The organism is Pseudomonas sp. LH21, from assembly GCF_036549575.1.
GTDB classification, from domain to species: Bacteria; Pseudomonadota; Gammaproteobacteria; order Pseudomonadales; family Pseudomonadaceae; genus Aquipseudomonas; species Aquipseudomonas peradeniyensis.
In genome coordinates, this window is record NZ_CP144367.1 from 1,225,872 (window position 1) to 1,240,273 (window position 14,402).

At 62.5% G+C, this 14,402-nt stretch carries 15 protein-coding genes; 12 read left to right on the forward strand and 3 right to left on the reverse strand.

The features are described from left to right. Window positions 1–141 precede the first annotated feature (141 nt). From VUG52_RS05755 to VUG52_RS05790, 8 genes are all read left to right on the forward strand, one after another. Window positions 142–600, forward strand: a complete 459-nt coding sequence (locus VUG52_RS05755) for a hypothetical protein (protein ID WP_050704203.1) — start codon at window positions 142–144, stop codon at window positions 598–600. Window positions 601–812: 212 nt separating this feature from the next. Next, window positions 813–1,280 carry a hypothetical protein gene (locus VUG52_RS05760; protein WP_331832549.1) on the forward strand — a complete coding sequence of 156 codons (468 nt, stop codon included), beginning with the start codon at window positions 813–815 and terminating at the stop codon, window positions 1,278–1,280. Between the two features lie 11 nt (window positions 1,281–1,291). Beyond that, complete coding sequence (locus tag VUG52_RS05765) at window positions 1,292–1,570, forward strand: hypothetical protein (RefSeq protein ID WP_050704205.1); 279 nt, start codon at window positions 1,292–1,294, stop codon at window positions 1,568–1,570. A 176-nt stretch (window positions 1,571–1,746) separates the two neighbouring features. Next, complete coding sequence (locus VUG52_RS05770; protein ID WP_028691584.1) at window positions 1,747–2,496, forward strand: thioredoxin fold domain-containing protein; 750 nt, start codon at window positions 1,747–1,749, stop codon at window positions 2,494–2,496. An 81-nt stretch (window positions 2,497–2,577) separates the two neighbouring features. After that, a complete protein-coding gene (locus VUG52_RS05775; protein WP_050704206.1) occupies window positions 2,578–3,882 on the forward strand; it encodes a homoserine dehydrogenase in 1,305 nt (434 codons plus the stop codon). A 54-nt stretch (window positions 3,883–3,936) separates the two neighbouring features. Continuing rightward, window positions 3,937–5,346: a threonine synthase gene (gene thrC, locus VUG52_RS05780; protein ID WP_331832550.1), complete on the forward strand. Its 1,410-nt coding sequence runs from the start codon at window positions 3,937–3,939 to the stop codon at window positions 5,344–5,346. A 155-nt stretch (window positions 5,347–5,501) separates the two neighbouring features. Beyond that, the gene (locus VUG52_RS05785; protein WP_050704208.1) at window positions 5,502–5,867 is read left to right on the forward strand and encodes a hypothetical protein; all 366 of its coding nucleotides are present in this window, start codon (window positions 5,502–5,504) and stop codon (window positions 5,865–5,867) included. 126 nt (window positions 5,868–5,993) lie between these two features. Next, the gene (locus VUG52_RS05790; RefSeq protein ID WP_052896260.1) at window positions 5,994–6,275 is read left to right on the forward strand and encodes a DUF3509 domain-containing protein; all 282 of its coding nucleotides are present in this window, start codon (window positions 5,994–5,996) and stop codon (window positions 6,273–6,275) included. Window positions 6,276–6,449: 174 nt separating this feature from the next. Here VUG52_RS05790 and VUG52_RS05795 read toward each other — a convergent pair whose 3' ends face one another. Together VUG52_RS05795 and VUG52_RS05800 are read right to left on the reverse strand one after the other, a co-directional pair. Further along, window positions 6,450–7,328 carry a TIGR02285 family protein gene (locus VUG52_RS05795; RefSeq protein WP_262974575.1) on the reverse strand — a complete coding sequence of 293 codons (879 nt, stop codon included), beginning with the start codon at window positions 7,326–7,328 and terminating at the stop codon, window positions 6,450–6,452. Between the two features lie 10 nt (window positions 7,329–7,338). Next, window positions 7,339–8,538: a CaiB/BaiF CoA transferase family protein gene (locus VUG52_RS05800; protein ID WP_050704211.1), complete on the reverse strand. Its 1,200-nt coding sequence runs from the start codon at window positions 8,536–8,538 to the stop codon at window positions 7,339–7,341. A gap of 141 nt (window positions 8,539–8,679) precedes the next feature. On the opposite strand from VUG52_RS05800, the gene VUG52_RS05805 reads away from it, so the two are divergent. From VUG52_RS05805 to VUG52_RS05815, 3 genes are all read left to right on the forward strand, one after another. Next, complete coding sequence (locus VUG52_RS05805) at window positions 8,680–9,222, forward strand: YaeQ family protein (protein ID WP_050704212.1); 543 nt, start codon at window positions 8,680–8,682, stop codon at window positions 9,220–9,222. Window positions 9,223–9,251: 29 nt separating this feature from the next. Continuing rightward, entirely contained in the window at window positions 9,252–10,961 is a 1,710-nt protein-coding gene (recJ, locus tag VUG52_RS05810) for a single-stranded-DNA-specific exonuclease RecJ (protein WP_331832552.1), read from the forward strand. Between the two features lie 945 nt (window positions 10,962–11,906). Continuing rightward, window positions 11,907–13,013: an NADH:flavin oxidoreductase/NADH oxidase gene (locus tag VUG52_RS05815; protein WP_262974627.1), complete on the forward strand. Its 1,107-nt coding sequence runs from the start codon at window positions 11,907–11,909 to the stop codon at window positions 13,011–13,013. A gap of 1 nt (window position 13,014) precedes the next feature. Here the strand turns inward: VUG52_RS05815 and VUG52_RS05820 are convergent, their stop codons facing one another. Next, the gene (locus tag VUG52_RS05820) at window positions 13,015–13,347 is read right to left on the reverse strand and encodes a type II toxin-antitoxin system HicB family antitoxin (protein WP_262952983.1); all 333 of its coding nucleotides are present in this window, start codon (window positions 13,345–13,347) and stop codon (window positions 13,015–13,017) included. A 284-nt stretch (window positions 13,348–13,631) separates the two neighbouring features. On the opposite strand from VUG52_RS05820, the gene VUG52_RS05825 reads away from it, so the two are divergent. Then, window positions 13,632–14,315: a tellurite resistance TerB family protein gene (locus tag VUG52_RS05825; protein ID WP_262952985.1), complete on the forward strand. Its 684-nt coding sequence runs from the start codon at window positions 13,632–13,634 to the stop codon at window positions 14,313–14,315. Window positions 14,316–14,402 lie beyond the last annotated feature (87 nt).

Sequence of the window (14,402 nt, forward strand, 5' to 3'; positions counted from 1 at the left end):
TGTTCGCGATGTCATGAGGCAGAATAGAGGTGTGTTGGTCGGTAAGGGTACTGTTGGTAAGTACCAGATCAGTGGTACTTCCGGGGGCGTAGAGTATGTGGTTGGGCTTAATAGCGGCAGAGTAGGACAATTATATCCAAGATGAAGAATAGAATTATTATTGAAACCTATGTGAAGACGGGTGAACGGTTTTCCGACTTCTTCGAATATCAAGGCAGGTTCAATGGCCAGGCGTCTATCGAAGGGGCTCTGGTTCTTACCATTGATGGTACACCGCTTATTGATAAAAGCATGTTTGATTACGTCGACGACCTGTGGAGCTATTTGTCAGAAGGATTGCTACAGATCAGTGAAGGCAAATCGTTTAGATGTTATTTTCCTGACCAGCCCATCGAAGTCAATTTGACCCCCAGCAACGGTCGTCTGCAGGTGAGCGTCACCTGCCATAGTGAGGTTTCTGTTGCAGTTGATAAAGATGAATTTGTCAGGGTCATGAGCGAGCACGCACGCAAATTTTTCACCCGGTTGAAGGGGATAGAGCCTGACGCCAAAGGTAATTGCGACTACGTACTGGGAAACCTGAACAAAATTCGTCGGTAACATCATGAATTGGCGAATCAACTGCGCGCTATTCTACGCCGCGTACAATTGACCTGAGCGCTGCACAAAAGTCGAACCAAAGCGGGCTCGGCGGATAGCCTGTGGAGGTTGGATATATGAGAAAGACAGTGGAGGTCGCAGTGCATTGGTTTAGGTGGTTTAGTTGTTCCCGCTGTAACGACTGGGTGAGCATCCGCTGACGAAGGTAAAAAATGAATATAGTTCAACGCCTGGCTTTAAACCACCCGTTGGCTTTTTTGCAGATGCCGGCTGGCTGGGCAGTGGTCAAGAATAACTTCATTGACGCTGATCCCAATATCCTTGATAGGATCGATAATCCGCTTGAGCAAATGATGGTTCGCGCGAATTTTTTCGACGCCGATATTTTTTATGCGTTCAGCGAATGCGTTACGGGTGAGCGTAGTCAGATCAAAGCAACCATTGATGTCTGGTGTCGTCCATCTGACAGGGACGTATCGCTTGTCAGCTATGAACTCACTTTTTCCTTGTACAAGAACAAGTCGAAAAACAGTTACTTCAGTACGCAGCAATTAGCTCAGGACAGGCATGGCGCGATAAGGCTCATCAATCACTGGATGAGTTCATTTTCACTAAAGTTTGTCTATGCGCTTGACAGCGATCTCGTAAGCTGCTTTTCGGTTGATTCAAGTAAAGGTTAAAGGTTTTCGAAATGCTGGACATCTCCTATCTGTCGGACACGCTAGGCGACAAGCCCTACCTTCAACTGAGTGACGCTGAGGTGAAGCGTGTGCAGGGCGCATTTATTGAGTTGCGTGAAAAGACGGGGCTTTATATCGATCCTTATGGGCGATCCAGGATCTATCCCAGGCAGCAGAAGATGTTGATTGCGCTGCTGTTGCAGGACATTGATCGCGATGTGCTTGCTTTGGTTGATTTTCTGAAAGTTTCCAGTGATGCAGATGAGGTCTTGCTGGTAGACGGTGATTGATAGCCGAGGTAACCGCCGCCCCCTGGCGCACGCAGCCTTGCGCTCCCGATCGAGCACGCCTCGACCGCCGCCGCTTCTGTGGTAGGCTTGGACGGTTTGCACCGAGGGCCGCAATGACACCCCGTTTTCAGTACGGGCGTGCTGCATCCGGCCCCGTCCGCCTTCAGGAGTACCCCATGCGCGTGACCCAGATTTTCGCCGCCGCCGCCCTGGCGTTGGCCAGTACCTTTGCCGTCGCCGCGGCCACCGATGCCAATGCCGGTGCCGAGCAGGCGATCCGCAAGTCCTTGCAGAACCTCGAGCTGGAAGTGCCTGTCGAGAGCGTCAGCAGCAGCCCGCTCAATGGCCTGTACGAAGTCAAGCTGCAGGGCGGTCGCGTGCTGTACGCCAGCGCCGACGGCCAGTTCGTCATGCAGGGCTACCTGTTCCAGATCCAGGACGGCAAGCCGGTCAACCTCACCGAGAAGACCGAGCGCCAGGGCATTGCCAAGCTGATCAACGGCATTCCGGTCGGCGAGATGGTGGTCTACCCGGCCAAGGGTGAAACCAAGTCGCACATCACCGTGTTCACCGACACCACCTGCCCGTACTGCCACAAGCTGCACGCCGAAGTGCCGGAACTCAACCGCCGTGGTATCGAAGTGCGCTACGTCGCCTTCCCGCGCCAGGGCCTGGGTTCGCCGGGTGACGAGCAGCTGCAGGCGGTATGGTGCTCCAGCGATCGCCGCGCGGCGCTGGACAAGATGGTCGACGGCAAGGAGATCAAGGCCGCCAAGTGTGCCAACCCGGTCAGCAAGCAATTCCAGCTGGGCCAATCGATTGGTGTAAATGGCACGCCGGCGATCGTTCTACAGAATGGCCAGGTGATTCCGGGTTACCAGCCGGCGCCGCAAGTGGCCAAGCTGGCCCTGGCCGAGAGCAAGTAATCAATTCAGACGCCGTCGTCATGGGGTGACGGCATGTTTCACGGTCGGCGCAGGTGCCGGCCGTTCTATGGGGAGTTCACAGTGAAACCGGTCAAAGTAGGCATCTGTGGGTTGGGGACCGTCGGTGGCGGAACCTTCAATGTACTTCAGCGCAACGCCGAGGAGATCGCCCGCCGTGCCGGGCGCGGTATTGAAGTGGCACAGATTGCCATGCGCTCGCAGAACCCGAACTGCCAGATTACCGGTACCCCCATTACCGCTGATGTGTTCGAAGTCGCGAGCAACCCCGAGATCGATATCGTCATCGAGCTGATCGGCGGCTACACCATCGCCCGCGACCTGGTGCTCAAGGCCATCGAGAACGGCAAGCACGTGGTCACCGCCAACAAGGCGCTGATTGCCGTGCACGGCAACGAGATCTTCGCCAAGGCCCGCGAGAAGGGCGTCATCGTCGCCTTCGAAGCCGCCGTGGCCGGTGGCATTCCGGTGATCAAGGCGATCCGCGAGGGCCTGTCGGCCAACCGCATCAACTGGCTGGCCGGCATCATCAACGGCACCGGCAACTTCATCCTCACCGAGATGCGCGACAAGGGCCGCGCCTTCCCCGACGTGCTGGCCGAAGCCCAGGCGCTGGGTTATGCCGAGGCCGACCCGACCTTCGACGTCGAAGGCATCGACGCCGCGCACAAGCTGACCATCCTGGCGTCCATCGCCTTCGGTATCCCGCTGCAGTTCGACAAGGCCTACACCGAGGGCATCACCCAGCTGACCACCGCCGACGTCAACTACGCCGAGGCCCTGGGCTACCGTATCAAGCACCTGGGCGTGGCCCGCCGCACCGCCGACGGCATCGAGCTGCGCGTGCACCCGACGCTGATCCCCAACGATCGCCTGATCGCCAACGTCAACGGCGTAATGAACGCGGTGATGGTCAACGGCGACGCCGCCGGTTCCACCCTGTACTACGGCGCCGGTGCCGGCATGGAGCCGACCGCGTCGTCGGTGGTCGCCGACCTGGTCGACGTGGTTCGTGCAATGACTTCCGATCCGGAGAACCGCGTGCCGCACCTGGCCTTCCAGCCGGACGCGCTGTCGGCCCACCCGATCCTGCCGATCGAAGCCTGCGAAAGTGCCTACTACCTGCGCATCCAGGCCAAGGACCACCCGGGCGTGCTGGCCCAGGTCGCCAGCATCCTCTCGGAGCGCGGCATCAACATCGAGTCGATCATGCAGAAGGAAGCCGAGGAGCAGGACGGCCTGGTACCGATGATCCTGCTGACCCACCGTGTGGTCGAGCAGCGCATCGACGACGCCATCGTCGCCCTGGAAGCGCTCCAGGACGTGATCGGCAAGGTCGTGCGCATCCGCGTCGAACAGCTCAATTAATTCCGGCGGCGGGCCGCGACGGCGGCCCGCGCCCAGCATCGAAGGTTTGCACCCATGCGCTATATCAGTACCCGCGGCCAGGCTCCGGCCCTGAACTTCGAAGACGTCCTGCTGGCGGGCCTCGCCAGCGACGGCGGCCTGTACGTACCCGAGAACCTGCCACGCTTCACCCAGGAAGAGATCGCCTCCTGGGCGGGCCTGCCGTACCACGAGCTGGCCTTCCGGGTGATGCGCCCGTTCGTCGACGGCAGCATCGCCGACGCCGACTTCAAGAAGATCCTCGAAGAGACCTACGGCAACTTCGCCCACGCCGCGGTCGCGCCGCTGCGCCAGCTCAACGGCAACGAGTGGGTGATGGAGCTGTTCCACGGCCCGACCCTGGCTTTCAAGGACTTCGCCCTGCAGCTGCTCGGCCGTCTGCTCGACCACGTGCTGGTCAAGCGCGGCGAGCGTGTGGTGATCGTCGGCGCCACCAGCGGTGATACCGGCTCGGCCGCCATCGAAGGCTGCCGCCGTTGCGACAACGTCGACATCTTCATCCTGCACCCGCACCAGCGCGTGTCGGAAGTACAGCGCCGGCAGATGACCACCATCCTCGGCGACAACATCCACAACATCGCCATCGAAGGCAACTTCGACGACTGCCAGGAAATGGTCAAGGCCAGCTTCGCCGACCAGTCGTTCCTCAAGGGCACCCGCCTGGTGGCGGTGAACTCGATCAACTGGGCGCGGATCATGGCCCAGATCGTCTACTACTTCCATGCAGCCCTGCAGCTTGGCGGCCCGGCCCGTTCGGTGGCGTTCTCGGTGCCGACCGGCAACTTCGGCGATATTTTCGCCGGCTACCTGGCGCGCAACATGGGCCTGCCGATCAGCCAGCTGGTGGTGGCGACCAACCGCAACGACATCCTGCACCGCTTCATGAGCGGCAACCAGTACGTCAAGGATTCCCTGCACCCGACCCTGTCGCCGTCGATGGACATCATGGTCTCGTCCAACTTCGAGCGCCTGCTGTTCGACCTGCACGGTCGCAATGGCGCCGCGGTTGCCCAGCTGATGGACACCTTCAAGCAAGGCGGTGGCTTCAGCGTCGAGCAGGATCGCTGGACCGAGGCGCGCAAGCTGTTCGACTCGCTGGCCGTCACCGACGAGCAGACCTGCGAGACCATCGCCGAGGTGTTCAAGGCCACCGGTGAAGTCCTCGACCCGCACACCGCGATCGGCGTCAAGGCCGCCCGCGAATGCCGCCGCAGCCTGGATACGCCGATGGTGGTGCTGGGCACCGCGCACCCGGTCAAGTTCCCCGAGGCGGTGGAGAAGGCCGGTGTCGCCAAGGCCCTGGAGCTGCCAGCGCACCTGAGCGATCTGTTCAGCCGCGAGGAGCGCTGCACGGTGCTGGCCAACGACCTGAAGACCGTCCAGGCCTTCGTCAGCCAGCATGGCAACCGCGGCAAGCCGCTGTAAGCCGAGCGCTATGCGAAAAAGCCCGTCCTGGACGGGCTTTTTCATGTCCACGGCACAGGATTTCGCTCTTTCAGACTTTTCCCATGTAGTTCGGCACATGCCCCTACTAAAGTGGTCGTTCCAACCTGCAAGGCATACTGTTCCGGGGGAAGCTCATGCGTCAGCTCAATGTTCTTATCCACCAGGCTCGGCCCTATCACCAGATGCTGTTGCATCAGGCCTTCAATGCCCAGGGCGTCTACAGCGTCCGGGTCACCGATGACGTGCCGACCGCGACGGCACGGCAGCGCCCGGTGGATGTACTGGTGCTCGACCAGCGCATGCCCAGGGGCTATGCCCGGCGCCTGTTCAAGTACCTGGTGCAGGCTTCCTGCGCGGGGGGATTACTGTTCGTCGGGTGTGCCGGCGCGGGGGAAATGGATCTGGCGCTCGAGGCACGCCAGTACGGCTTGAACGTGCTGGCAGAGTTGCCATGGCCGATGTCGATGGTAGGCCTGGAACAGGTGTTGGAGCGCCTCTGATCGGACGCTGGCCGGGTACATCGAAACTGTCATGTTGGCCGCGCATGCTCGCGGTAACGGGCAGAGGCGAACGTTCCGTCGGCCCGATGGTCAGTTTCCTCGAACCTCAGCCAGCGAGTGATCCGGATGGAAAGAATCTGCAGACTGCTCAACGAAGCCCTTGCCCCATACCAGGCCGAGCTTGGTACGCCCGACAGCCTTGGCAGTCGCCAGTTGACACTCTATGACGAGCACGGGGTGGCGATCCTGCAACGTGGGGTCTGCGCTCGTCAATTGGCGGAGCAGCAGTTGCTGATCGACCTGGTCGATGGCCTGCACCGTGACGTGCAGATCGTCGAAGGTCGCCTGCAACCCTGTGTGATCGCCGCCTTGCAACATCAGCGGCAGATGCACGGAACCTTTGCCTGACAGGCCCATCAGATTCAGCAAGGGCCGTCTGATGGTGCTTTGCTCCGGTACCGTCCAGACTGTCACTGGAAGTCCCAAGGGCTTTCGCTTGACCCCGGTCGTCCTCCCCAGCGGCCGGGGTTTCTTTTTGCCCCGACGCCATAAACGCCCCAGTGCCATCGACTTCGCAACGCTTCAGCGCGCCGACGTTTCACCCTGGTCGAAGAAATGCCTGGCCTGCTCCAGGTAGTCCTCCTGCAGCCCCGGGTCCAGCCAGTGGGCGTACAGTTCGGGCAAGGTATCGCGACGCAAGGTCGGCAGCAGCTGGTCGATATGGGCGATCGCCTCGCGCCCCAGCGGGGTATCCGAACAGCCCACATGCAGGAACTGGTAACGGTTCACGCCAAGGATGGGGTGGAAGCTGTAGTCGTCCAGCGAGCCATTCTGCTGCTGGATCAGGTAACGCATCTCCGGCCAGTAGCCGAGCACCAGTTGCAGGCGACCCAATTGCTGCATCTGCAGCAGGCTGGCCGTGGCATCGTTGCCGTAGTGGCGGCTGAAGGCGGTATCAGGCAGTTGCCGGAGAACCTCGTCGACCTGCACGCTGTAGCTGCGCTCGGCGACGATGCCCAGCTTCAGGCGGGTCTCGGCCAGCAAGCGCTGCAGGTCGACCTGCTGGCCGTCCAGGTACGGCGCCAGCAGCGCCTGGTCTTGCTTGCGCACGATCAGGCCACTGCTCAGCACGCCCAGCGAAGGTTGGGAGAAATGCACATACCTGGCGCGTTCAGGGGTCCACAGCAGGGTCGGGTCACATGTGAAACTGCGCTCCTGGAGCATCTGCAGGCCCCGGGCCCGGTTGACCCGGACGATGCTGTGGTCGTACTCGGGCATCTGGGCGATCAGCATCGGCAGCAACTGGTCGATCACCCCCTGGCCCTTGGCCGGCCCTTCGAAGATGGTGAACGGCGGCAGGTCGCGCACCAGCCACAACAGGCGCTCCCTGGCCTCGGCCGATTGCCCTGCGAGTGCGAACAGCAACAGGCAGAGCACGATGGGCAAATGGCGGATCCGCATGGTGCGTGGGTCAGACCGTGCCGGCCGCGCGCAGGCGGGCAATGGCGGCTGCATCGTAGCCCAGGCCTGCCAGCACCGTGGCCGTATGCTCGCCCAGTGCCGGACCGACCCACTCGGCGGAGCCCGGCGTGTCGGACAACTTGGGCACGATGCCCGGCATCTTGAATGGCTTGCCGTCCGGCAGTCGGGCCTGGAGGAACATCTCACGGGCGAGGAACTGCGGATCGCCCAGCATGTCTTCGGCGGAGTAGATCCGGCTGGCCGGCACCTCGGCATCGTTCAGCGCCTGCATCACCTCGGCCAGCGGCAGGCTGTTGACCCAGCGGTCGATGACCCCGTACAACTCGTCGCGGCGTGCATCACGGCCGTCGTTGGTGGCCAGTGCGGCATCGTTGGCCAGGTCGTCGCGGCCGATGGCCTGCATGAAACGCTTGAAGATCGCATCGCCATTGGCGCCGATCTGCACGTGACGGCCATCGGCGGTGGTGTGGATGCAGGAGGGGGTGATGCCCGGCATGATGTTGCCGGTGCGTTCGCGGATGAAGCCGAATACGTCGAACTCCGGGACCATGCTCTCCATCATGGCGAAGATCGCCTCGTACAGCGCCACGTCCACCACCTGGCCCGTGCCACCGTTGACCTCGCGATGACGCAGGGCCATCAGCGCGCCGATCACGCCCCACAGGGCGGCAATGGAGTCGCCGATGGAGATCCCGGTACGTACCGGCGGACGGTCCTCGAAACCTGTGATGTAGCGCAGCCCGCCCATGGACTCGCCGACTGCGCCGAAGCCCGGCTGGTCTTTCATCGGCCCGGTCTGGCCAAAGCCCGACAGGCGCACCATGACCAGGCGCGGGTTGAGGGCATGGAGCACGTCCCAGCCCAGCCCCAGCTTCTCCAGCACGCCGGGGCGGAAGTTCTCGATCAGGATGTCGGCATCGGCCAGCAGGCGCTTGAGCACGTCGCGGCCTTCCGGGTGCTTGAGATTGAGGGTCAGCGACTGCTTGTTGCGCGCCTGGACGAACCACCACAGCGAGGTGCCTTCATAGAGCTTGCGCCATTTGCGCAGCGGGTCGCCACCATCGGGGGACTCGACCTTGATCACCTCGGCGCCGAATTCGGCGCAGATCCGCGAGGCGAACGGGCCGGCGATCAGGGTGCCGAGCTCGATGACTTTCAGGCCGGCGAGGGGTTTGCTGGGCGTAGGCATGGGGCATCCGTGGCGGCTGGGCGTGAGGGCAGGTTGTATCACAGCTCGGCGGTGGCAGGTATATCGGCGTTGTCTGATCCGACGCTGGCGCCCGGGATCAGTTAGACTGTGCGACTTTCTCCCGCAAGAAGCCTATTGCCCATGGCCCAGCCGTCCACCACCTACAAGTTCGAACTGAATCTGACCGACCTCGATCGCGGCGTGTACGAGAACGTCCGCCAGACCATCGCCCGTCATCCTTCGGAAACCGAAGAACGCATGGCCGTGCGCCTGCTGGCCTATGCCCTTTGGTACAACGAGCAGCTGTCCTTTGGTCGCGGTTTGTCGGATGTCGATGAGGCGGCCCTGTGGGAAAAGAGCCTGGACGACCGCATCCTGCACTGGATCGAAGTCGGCCAGCCCGACGCCGACCGCCTGACCTGGTGCTCGCGGCGGACCGAGCGCACCAGCCTGTTGGCCTACGGCAGCTTGCGCGTCTGGGAAAACAAGGTGCTCGGCGCAGTCAAGGGCCTGAAGAACCTGAGCATCGCCGCCGTGCCGCAGGACGTGCTGGAAGTCCTCGCCACCGACATGCCGCGCACCATCAAGTGGGATGTGATGATCAGCGAAGGCACGGTGTTCGTCACCGACGACCGTGGCCAGCACGAAGTGCAGCTGCAGTGGCTGCTCGGCGAGCGCGGCTGACCTGATTCACAGCGGATTATCGAAGACTCATGCGTATCGAACCTCGTCCCCTGCCGTCTCCCCTGCCATTGCTGGGCAACCTGCCACCCCTGCTGACCCGCCTGTATGCCGCCCGTGGCGTCCAGTCCGAGGCTGAACTGGACAAGAGCCTGGCACGCCTGCTGCCGTTCCAGCAGCTCAAGGGCATCGATGCGGCGGTGGACTTGCTGGTCGAGGCGCTCGACCAGCGCCAGCGCATTCTCATCGTCGGTGACTTCGACGCCGACGGTGCCACCGCCAGCACTGTCGGTGTGCTTGGCCTGCGTCTGCTGGGCGCGGCGCATGTCGATTATCTGGTACCCAATCGCTTCGAATACGGCTACGGCCTGACCCCGGAGATTGTCGAGGTCGCCCTGCAGCGCCAACCGCAGTTGCTGATCACCGTGGACAACGGTATCTCCAGCGTCGACGGCGTGGCAGCGGCCAAGGCTGCCGGGCTCAAGGTGCTGGTCACCGACCACCACCTGCCGGGCGAGCAGTTGCCCGCCGCCGATGCCATCGTCAACCCGAACCAGCCGGGGTGCGGGTTCCCGAGCAAGTCCCTGGCCGGCGTGGGGGTGATCTTCTACGTGCTGATGGCCCTGCGGGCGCGGCTGCGCAGCCTGGGGCGCTACGAGGCGCAGCCGCAGCCGAACATCGGCGAGCTGCTCGACCTGGTGGCGCTGGGCAGCGTCGCCGACGTGGTGCCGCTGGATGCCAACAACCGCATCCTGGTGCACCAGGGGCTGGAACGTATCCGTGCCGGCCGTGCTCGCGCCGGGCTCAAGGCTATCCTCGAGGTGGCGCGGCGCGATCATCGACGCATCACCTCCACCGACCTGGGCTTCATCCTCGGCCCTCGGCTGAATGCCGCCGGGCGCCTGGACGACATGAGCCTGGGTATCGAATGCCTGTTGTGTGAGGACGCGGCGTTGGCGCTGGACATGGCCCAGCAGCTCGATGGCCTGAACCAGGACCGCAAGTCCATCGAGCAGGGTATGCAGCGCGAGGCGCTGGCCCAGCTCAAGGACCTGCCCGTCGAGTCCATGCCCTATGGCCTGTGCCTGTTCGACGCCGACTGGCACCAGGGGGTGATCGGTATCCTCGCTTCGCGGTTGAAGGAGCGTTACCACCGTCCGACCATTGCTTTCGCCGACGCAGGGGAAGGGATGCTCAAAGGCTCGGCGCGTTCGGTACCGGGGTTCCATATCCGTGACGCGCTGGATGCCGTGGCGGCGCGGCATCCGGCCCTGATCAGCAAGTTTGGCGGGCACGCGATGGCGGCGGGATTGTCGTTGCCGGCCGAGCACTTCCCGGCGTTTGCCGAGGCGTTCGATGAAGAGGTACGGCGTCAGCTGCGTGAGGATGACCTGACCGGTCGGCTGTTGTCGGATGGCACCCTGGCGGTTGAGGAGTTTCACCTTGACCTGGCGCGGGCATTACGCAATGCCGGGCCGTGGGGGCAGCACTTTCCCGAGCCGTTGTTCCATGGGGTGTTCCAGTTGGTCGAACAGCGGGTGGTCGGGGAGCGGCATCTGAAGGTAGTGCTCAAGAGCGAGTGTGGGGCGGTGCGGTTGGATGGGATTGCGTTTGGGGTTGATCGGGAGGTTTGGCCGAATCCTACTGTGCGGTGGGTGGAGTTGGCTTACAAGCTGGATGTGAATGAGTTTCGGGGGAATGAGAGTGTGCAGTTGATGATTGCTCACATGGAAGCTCGGTGATTTTGTTTTGATTGGTTAATTGGTTGATAGGTTGATAGTTTGTTTTGAAATTTATATGCGCATTCATTTGTGATGTCGACGCTTGTTCACCTTTCCGCCCTTACGGCGGGTTACTTTGGTCTTGGCCAAAGTAACCAAAGCCGTTGCGCTCCATTCATCCGGCCCTCCGCTTCGCTCCGGGTTCCCTCACTCCGGCCTTGCTCCCGGGAGGACCGCGCTGCAGGGCCCATCCTGGGCCCCAGCGCTTGACGGGCATCCATGCCCGTCACCTCCCTCCGCAAGTCCTCCGTTCGGCCTCCTGAAGTCGCGAAGTTACGGGCGGCGCTTGGACTTGCGCAGCTGTCGCTAGTTGAAATTTAATTGATCTATCGATTGTATCGCGGGGCAAGCCCGCTCCCACGCAATAGTCGCCGTTATATATAACCCTGTAGGAGCGGGCTTGCCCCGCGAAAGGGCCGGAACAGCCAATACATAACTAATGGCCAAAAAACTAACTTCGCATTTCTTGCTCTTGCTCTTGCTCTTGCTCTTGCTCTTGCTCTTGCTCTTGCTCTTGCTCTTGCTCTTGCTTCTAAGCGCGCGATAGTTCAGGCGCCACCAATTGCGACTTCAGAAGGCCGAGCGGAGTTCTTGCGGAGGGAGGTGACAGCCATGGATGGCCGTCAAGCGCTGCGCCCCAGGATGGGGCGTTCAGCGCGGTCCTCCCGGGAGCAAGGACGGAGCGAGGGAACCCCGAAGCGAAGCGTAGGGGCCGTATGAATGGAGCCAGCGGTTTTTGCCTACTTTTGCCCAAGAGCAAAAGTAGGTCGCCGACCCCGACCCCAGGATCCCAAGAACCCAGAACACCCCCCACCCCATGGTCTAGTCTGAAACCTACCGGTACCGGCCCACCCCCAAACCACAAAAGCCGGCCCGGAAACCATTGGAGTCCCTGGGAGGTGCCCCATGAGCCTGCTGCTCGAGCCATACACCCTGCGTCAGCTGACCCTGCCCAACCGCATCGCCGTATCCCCCATGTGCCAGTACTCCGCCGTAGACGGCCTGGCCAACGACTGGCACCTGGTCCACCTGGGCAGCCGCGCGGTCGGTGGCGCGGGCCTGGTAATCAGCGAGGCCGTCGCGGTCACCGCCGACGGACGCATCACCGCCGAGGACCTCGGCTTGTGGACCGACGCTCAGATCAAACCCCTGCAACGCATCACCCGTTTCATCACCGCCCAGGGCGCCGTCCCCGGTATCCAGCTGGCCCATGCCGGGCGCAAGGCCAGCACCCACAGGCCGTGGCTCGGCAAGCAGGGCAGCGTCAAGATCGAGGAGGGCGGCTGGCAACCGGTCGGGCCGTCGAAGATCGCCTTCGACCCGCAGCACACCCCGCCACGTGAACTGACCAAGGACGAGATCCAGGACGTGGTCGGCGCATTCGTCGCCGCGACCGAGCGTGCATTGCAAGCCGGCTTCAAGGTGGTCGAGATCCATGCCGCCCACGGCTACCTGCTGCACCAGTTTCTCTCGCCCCTGAGCAACCAGCGTCGCGATGAATACGGCAGCTGTTTCGAGAATCGCATCCGTTTGACCCTGCAGGTTGCCGAGGCGGTACGCAAGGCCTGGCCGCAGGAACTGCCGCTGTTCGTACGGGTTTCGGCCACCGACTGGGTCGAGGACGGCTGGAACCCGGACGAGACCGTCGAGCTGGCCCGTCGCCTACGCGCCCTGGGCGTCGACCTGATCGACGTGTCGTCAGGAGGCACCTCGGTCAATGCCGAGATCCCCACCGGCCCCGGCTACCAGACCCGCTTCGCCGAACGGGTACGCAAGGAGTCGGAAATCGCCACCGGCACCGTCGGCATGATCACCGAACCGGCTCAGGCCGAGCATATCCTGCGCACCGGCCAGGCCGATGTGATCTTCCTCGCCCGTGAGCTGCTGCGCGACCCGTACTGGCCATTGCATGCCGACGACGACCTGGGTGGCAACAAGGCGACCTGGCCGGCGCAGTATCAGCGGGCCACCAGCCGGGCCAACCCCATCCACGAGTCGGACCTGCGCGACTGACTCAGCGACAGGCCGCCTGGCTGAGGATGTCGCTGACCCACTGGTTGATGCTCTTCTGCGCCAGCTCGGCCTTCGCCGCTACGCTGGCGTGGAGGGTGGGCTCCAGGCGCAGGCTGAGTTTTCCGGAGTAGGTCTTCTGCGGTTCGCGCCCCAGGCGCTGGCAGGTTTCGAAGTAGTCATCGACGGCTTCCTCGAACGCCTGGCGCAGTTCGCTGATCGATTCGCCATGGAAGCCGATCACATCGCGGATGCCGGCGACATGGCCAACCAGCAGCTGGTCTTCGTCGCTGTATTCGATGCGGGCCGAGTAGCCGCGGTAGTTCATCACATTCATGGGGTAACTCCTGCCTGATGATCATTCGCGGTATCAGTTTGTGATACCAGTTCCGCAAAGCTCAATAGATCAACGGTAGGGCGCCGCAGGGGCAATTCGTGGGAAATCTCGCGCTATTGTGCGGAAAAACCGCTGCGCCATGGTAACGCTCCCTACTGGAAGCAACTGGCGCAGCCAACAAACCAAGCTGGGCAACATCCGGATGCAAATGCGTTAAGCGTGGCTTCAGCTTGCCGGCCTACTCTGGAGCCCTACCTACTTTGGATGCTTGCGAGGTCTGCCAGATGAACACCCGTGGTCTGCTCGATCAGCTATTGAAAACCGGTCAATCCATGCTGCAGAACCAACAGGGCAAGGGCACCAGTCACAAGGCCTCCGGAGGCCTCGGCAGCCTACTGTCCGGTGCCGGTGGTGGCGCATTGGCGGCGGGAGCCATGGGCCTGCTGCTGGGGAACAAGAAGGCGCGCAAGTACGGCGGCAAGGCGCTTACCTACGGCGGGCTGGCCGCACTCGGCGTGCTGGCCTACAAGGCCTATGGCAACTGGCAGGCGCGCCAGGGCGCCGGCAACCACGAACCGCAGACCCTCGACCGCCTGCCGCCGGCCCAGGCCGAGCAGCATAGCCAGGCCGTGCTTCGGGCGTTGGTGGCAGCGGCCAAGTCCGACGGCCATATCGATGAGCGCGAGCGGGCGTTGATCGAGGGCGAGTTCACCCGCCTGGACAGCGACCGCGAATTGCAGCACTGGCTGCATGCCGAGCTGAACAAGCCGTTGGACCCTGCTGAAGTCGCCCGCGCGGCGCAGACCCCGGAAATGGCCGCCGAGATGTACCTGGCCAGCGTGATGATGGTCGATCAGGAGAACTTCATGGAGCGCGCTTATCTCGATGAGCTGGCCCGTCAGCTGCGCCTCGACCCGAACCTACGCCAGGAACTGGAGAACCAGGTCAGGCTTGCCGGGGGTCAATGAACCGGCATTTGGCCACCTGAACGGGCACGGACGCCTGAATACCGCCGCATTCAGCCGCAATTGAACGGGAAGCCTGGGCTATACTTC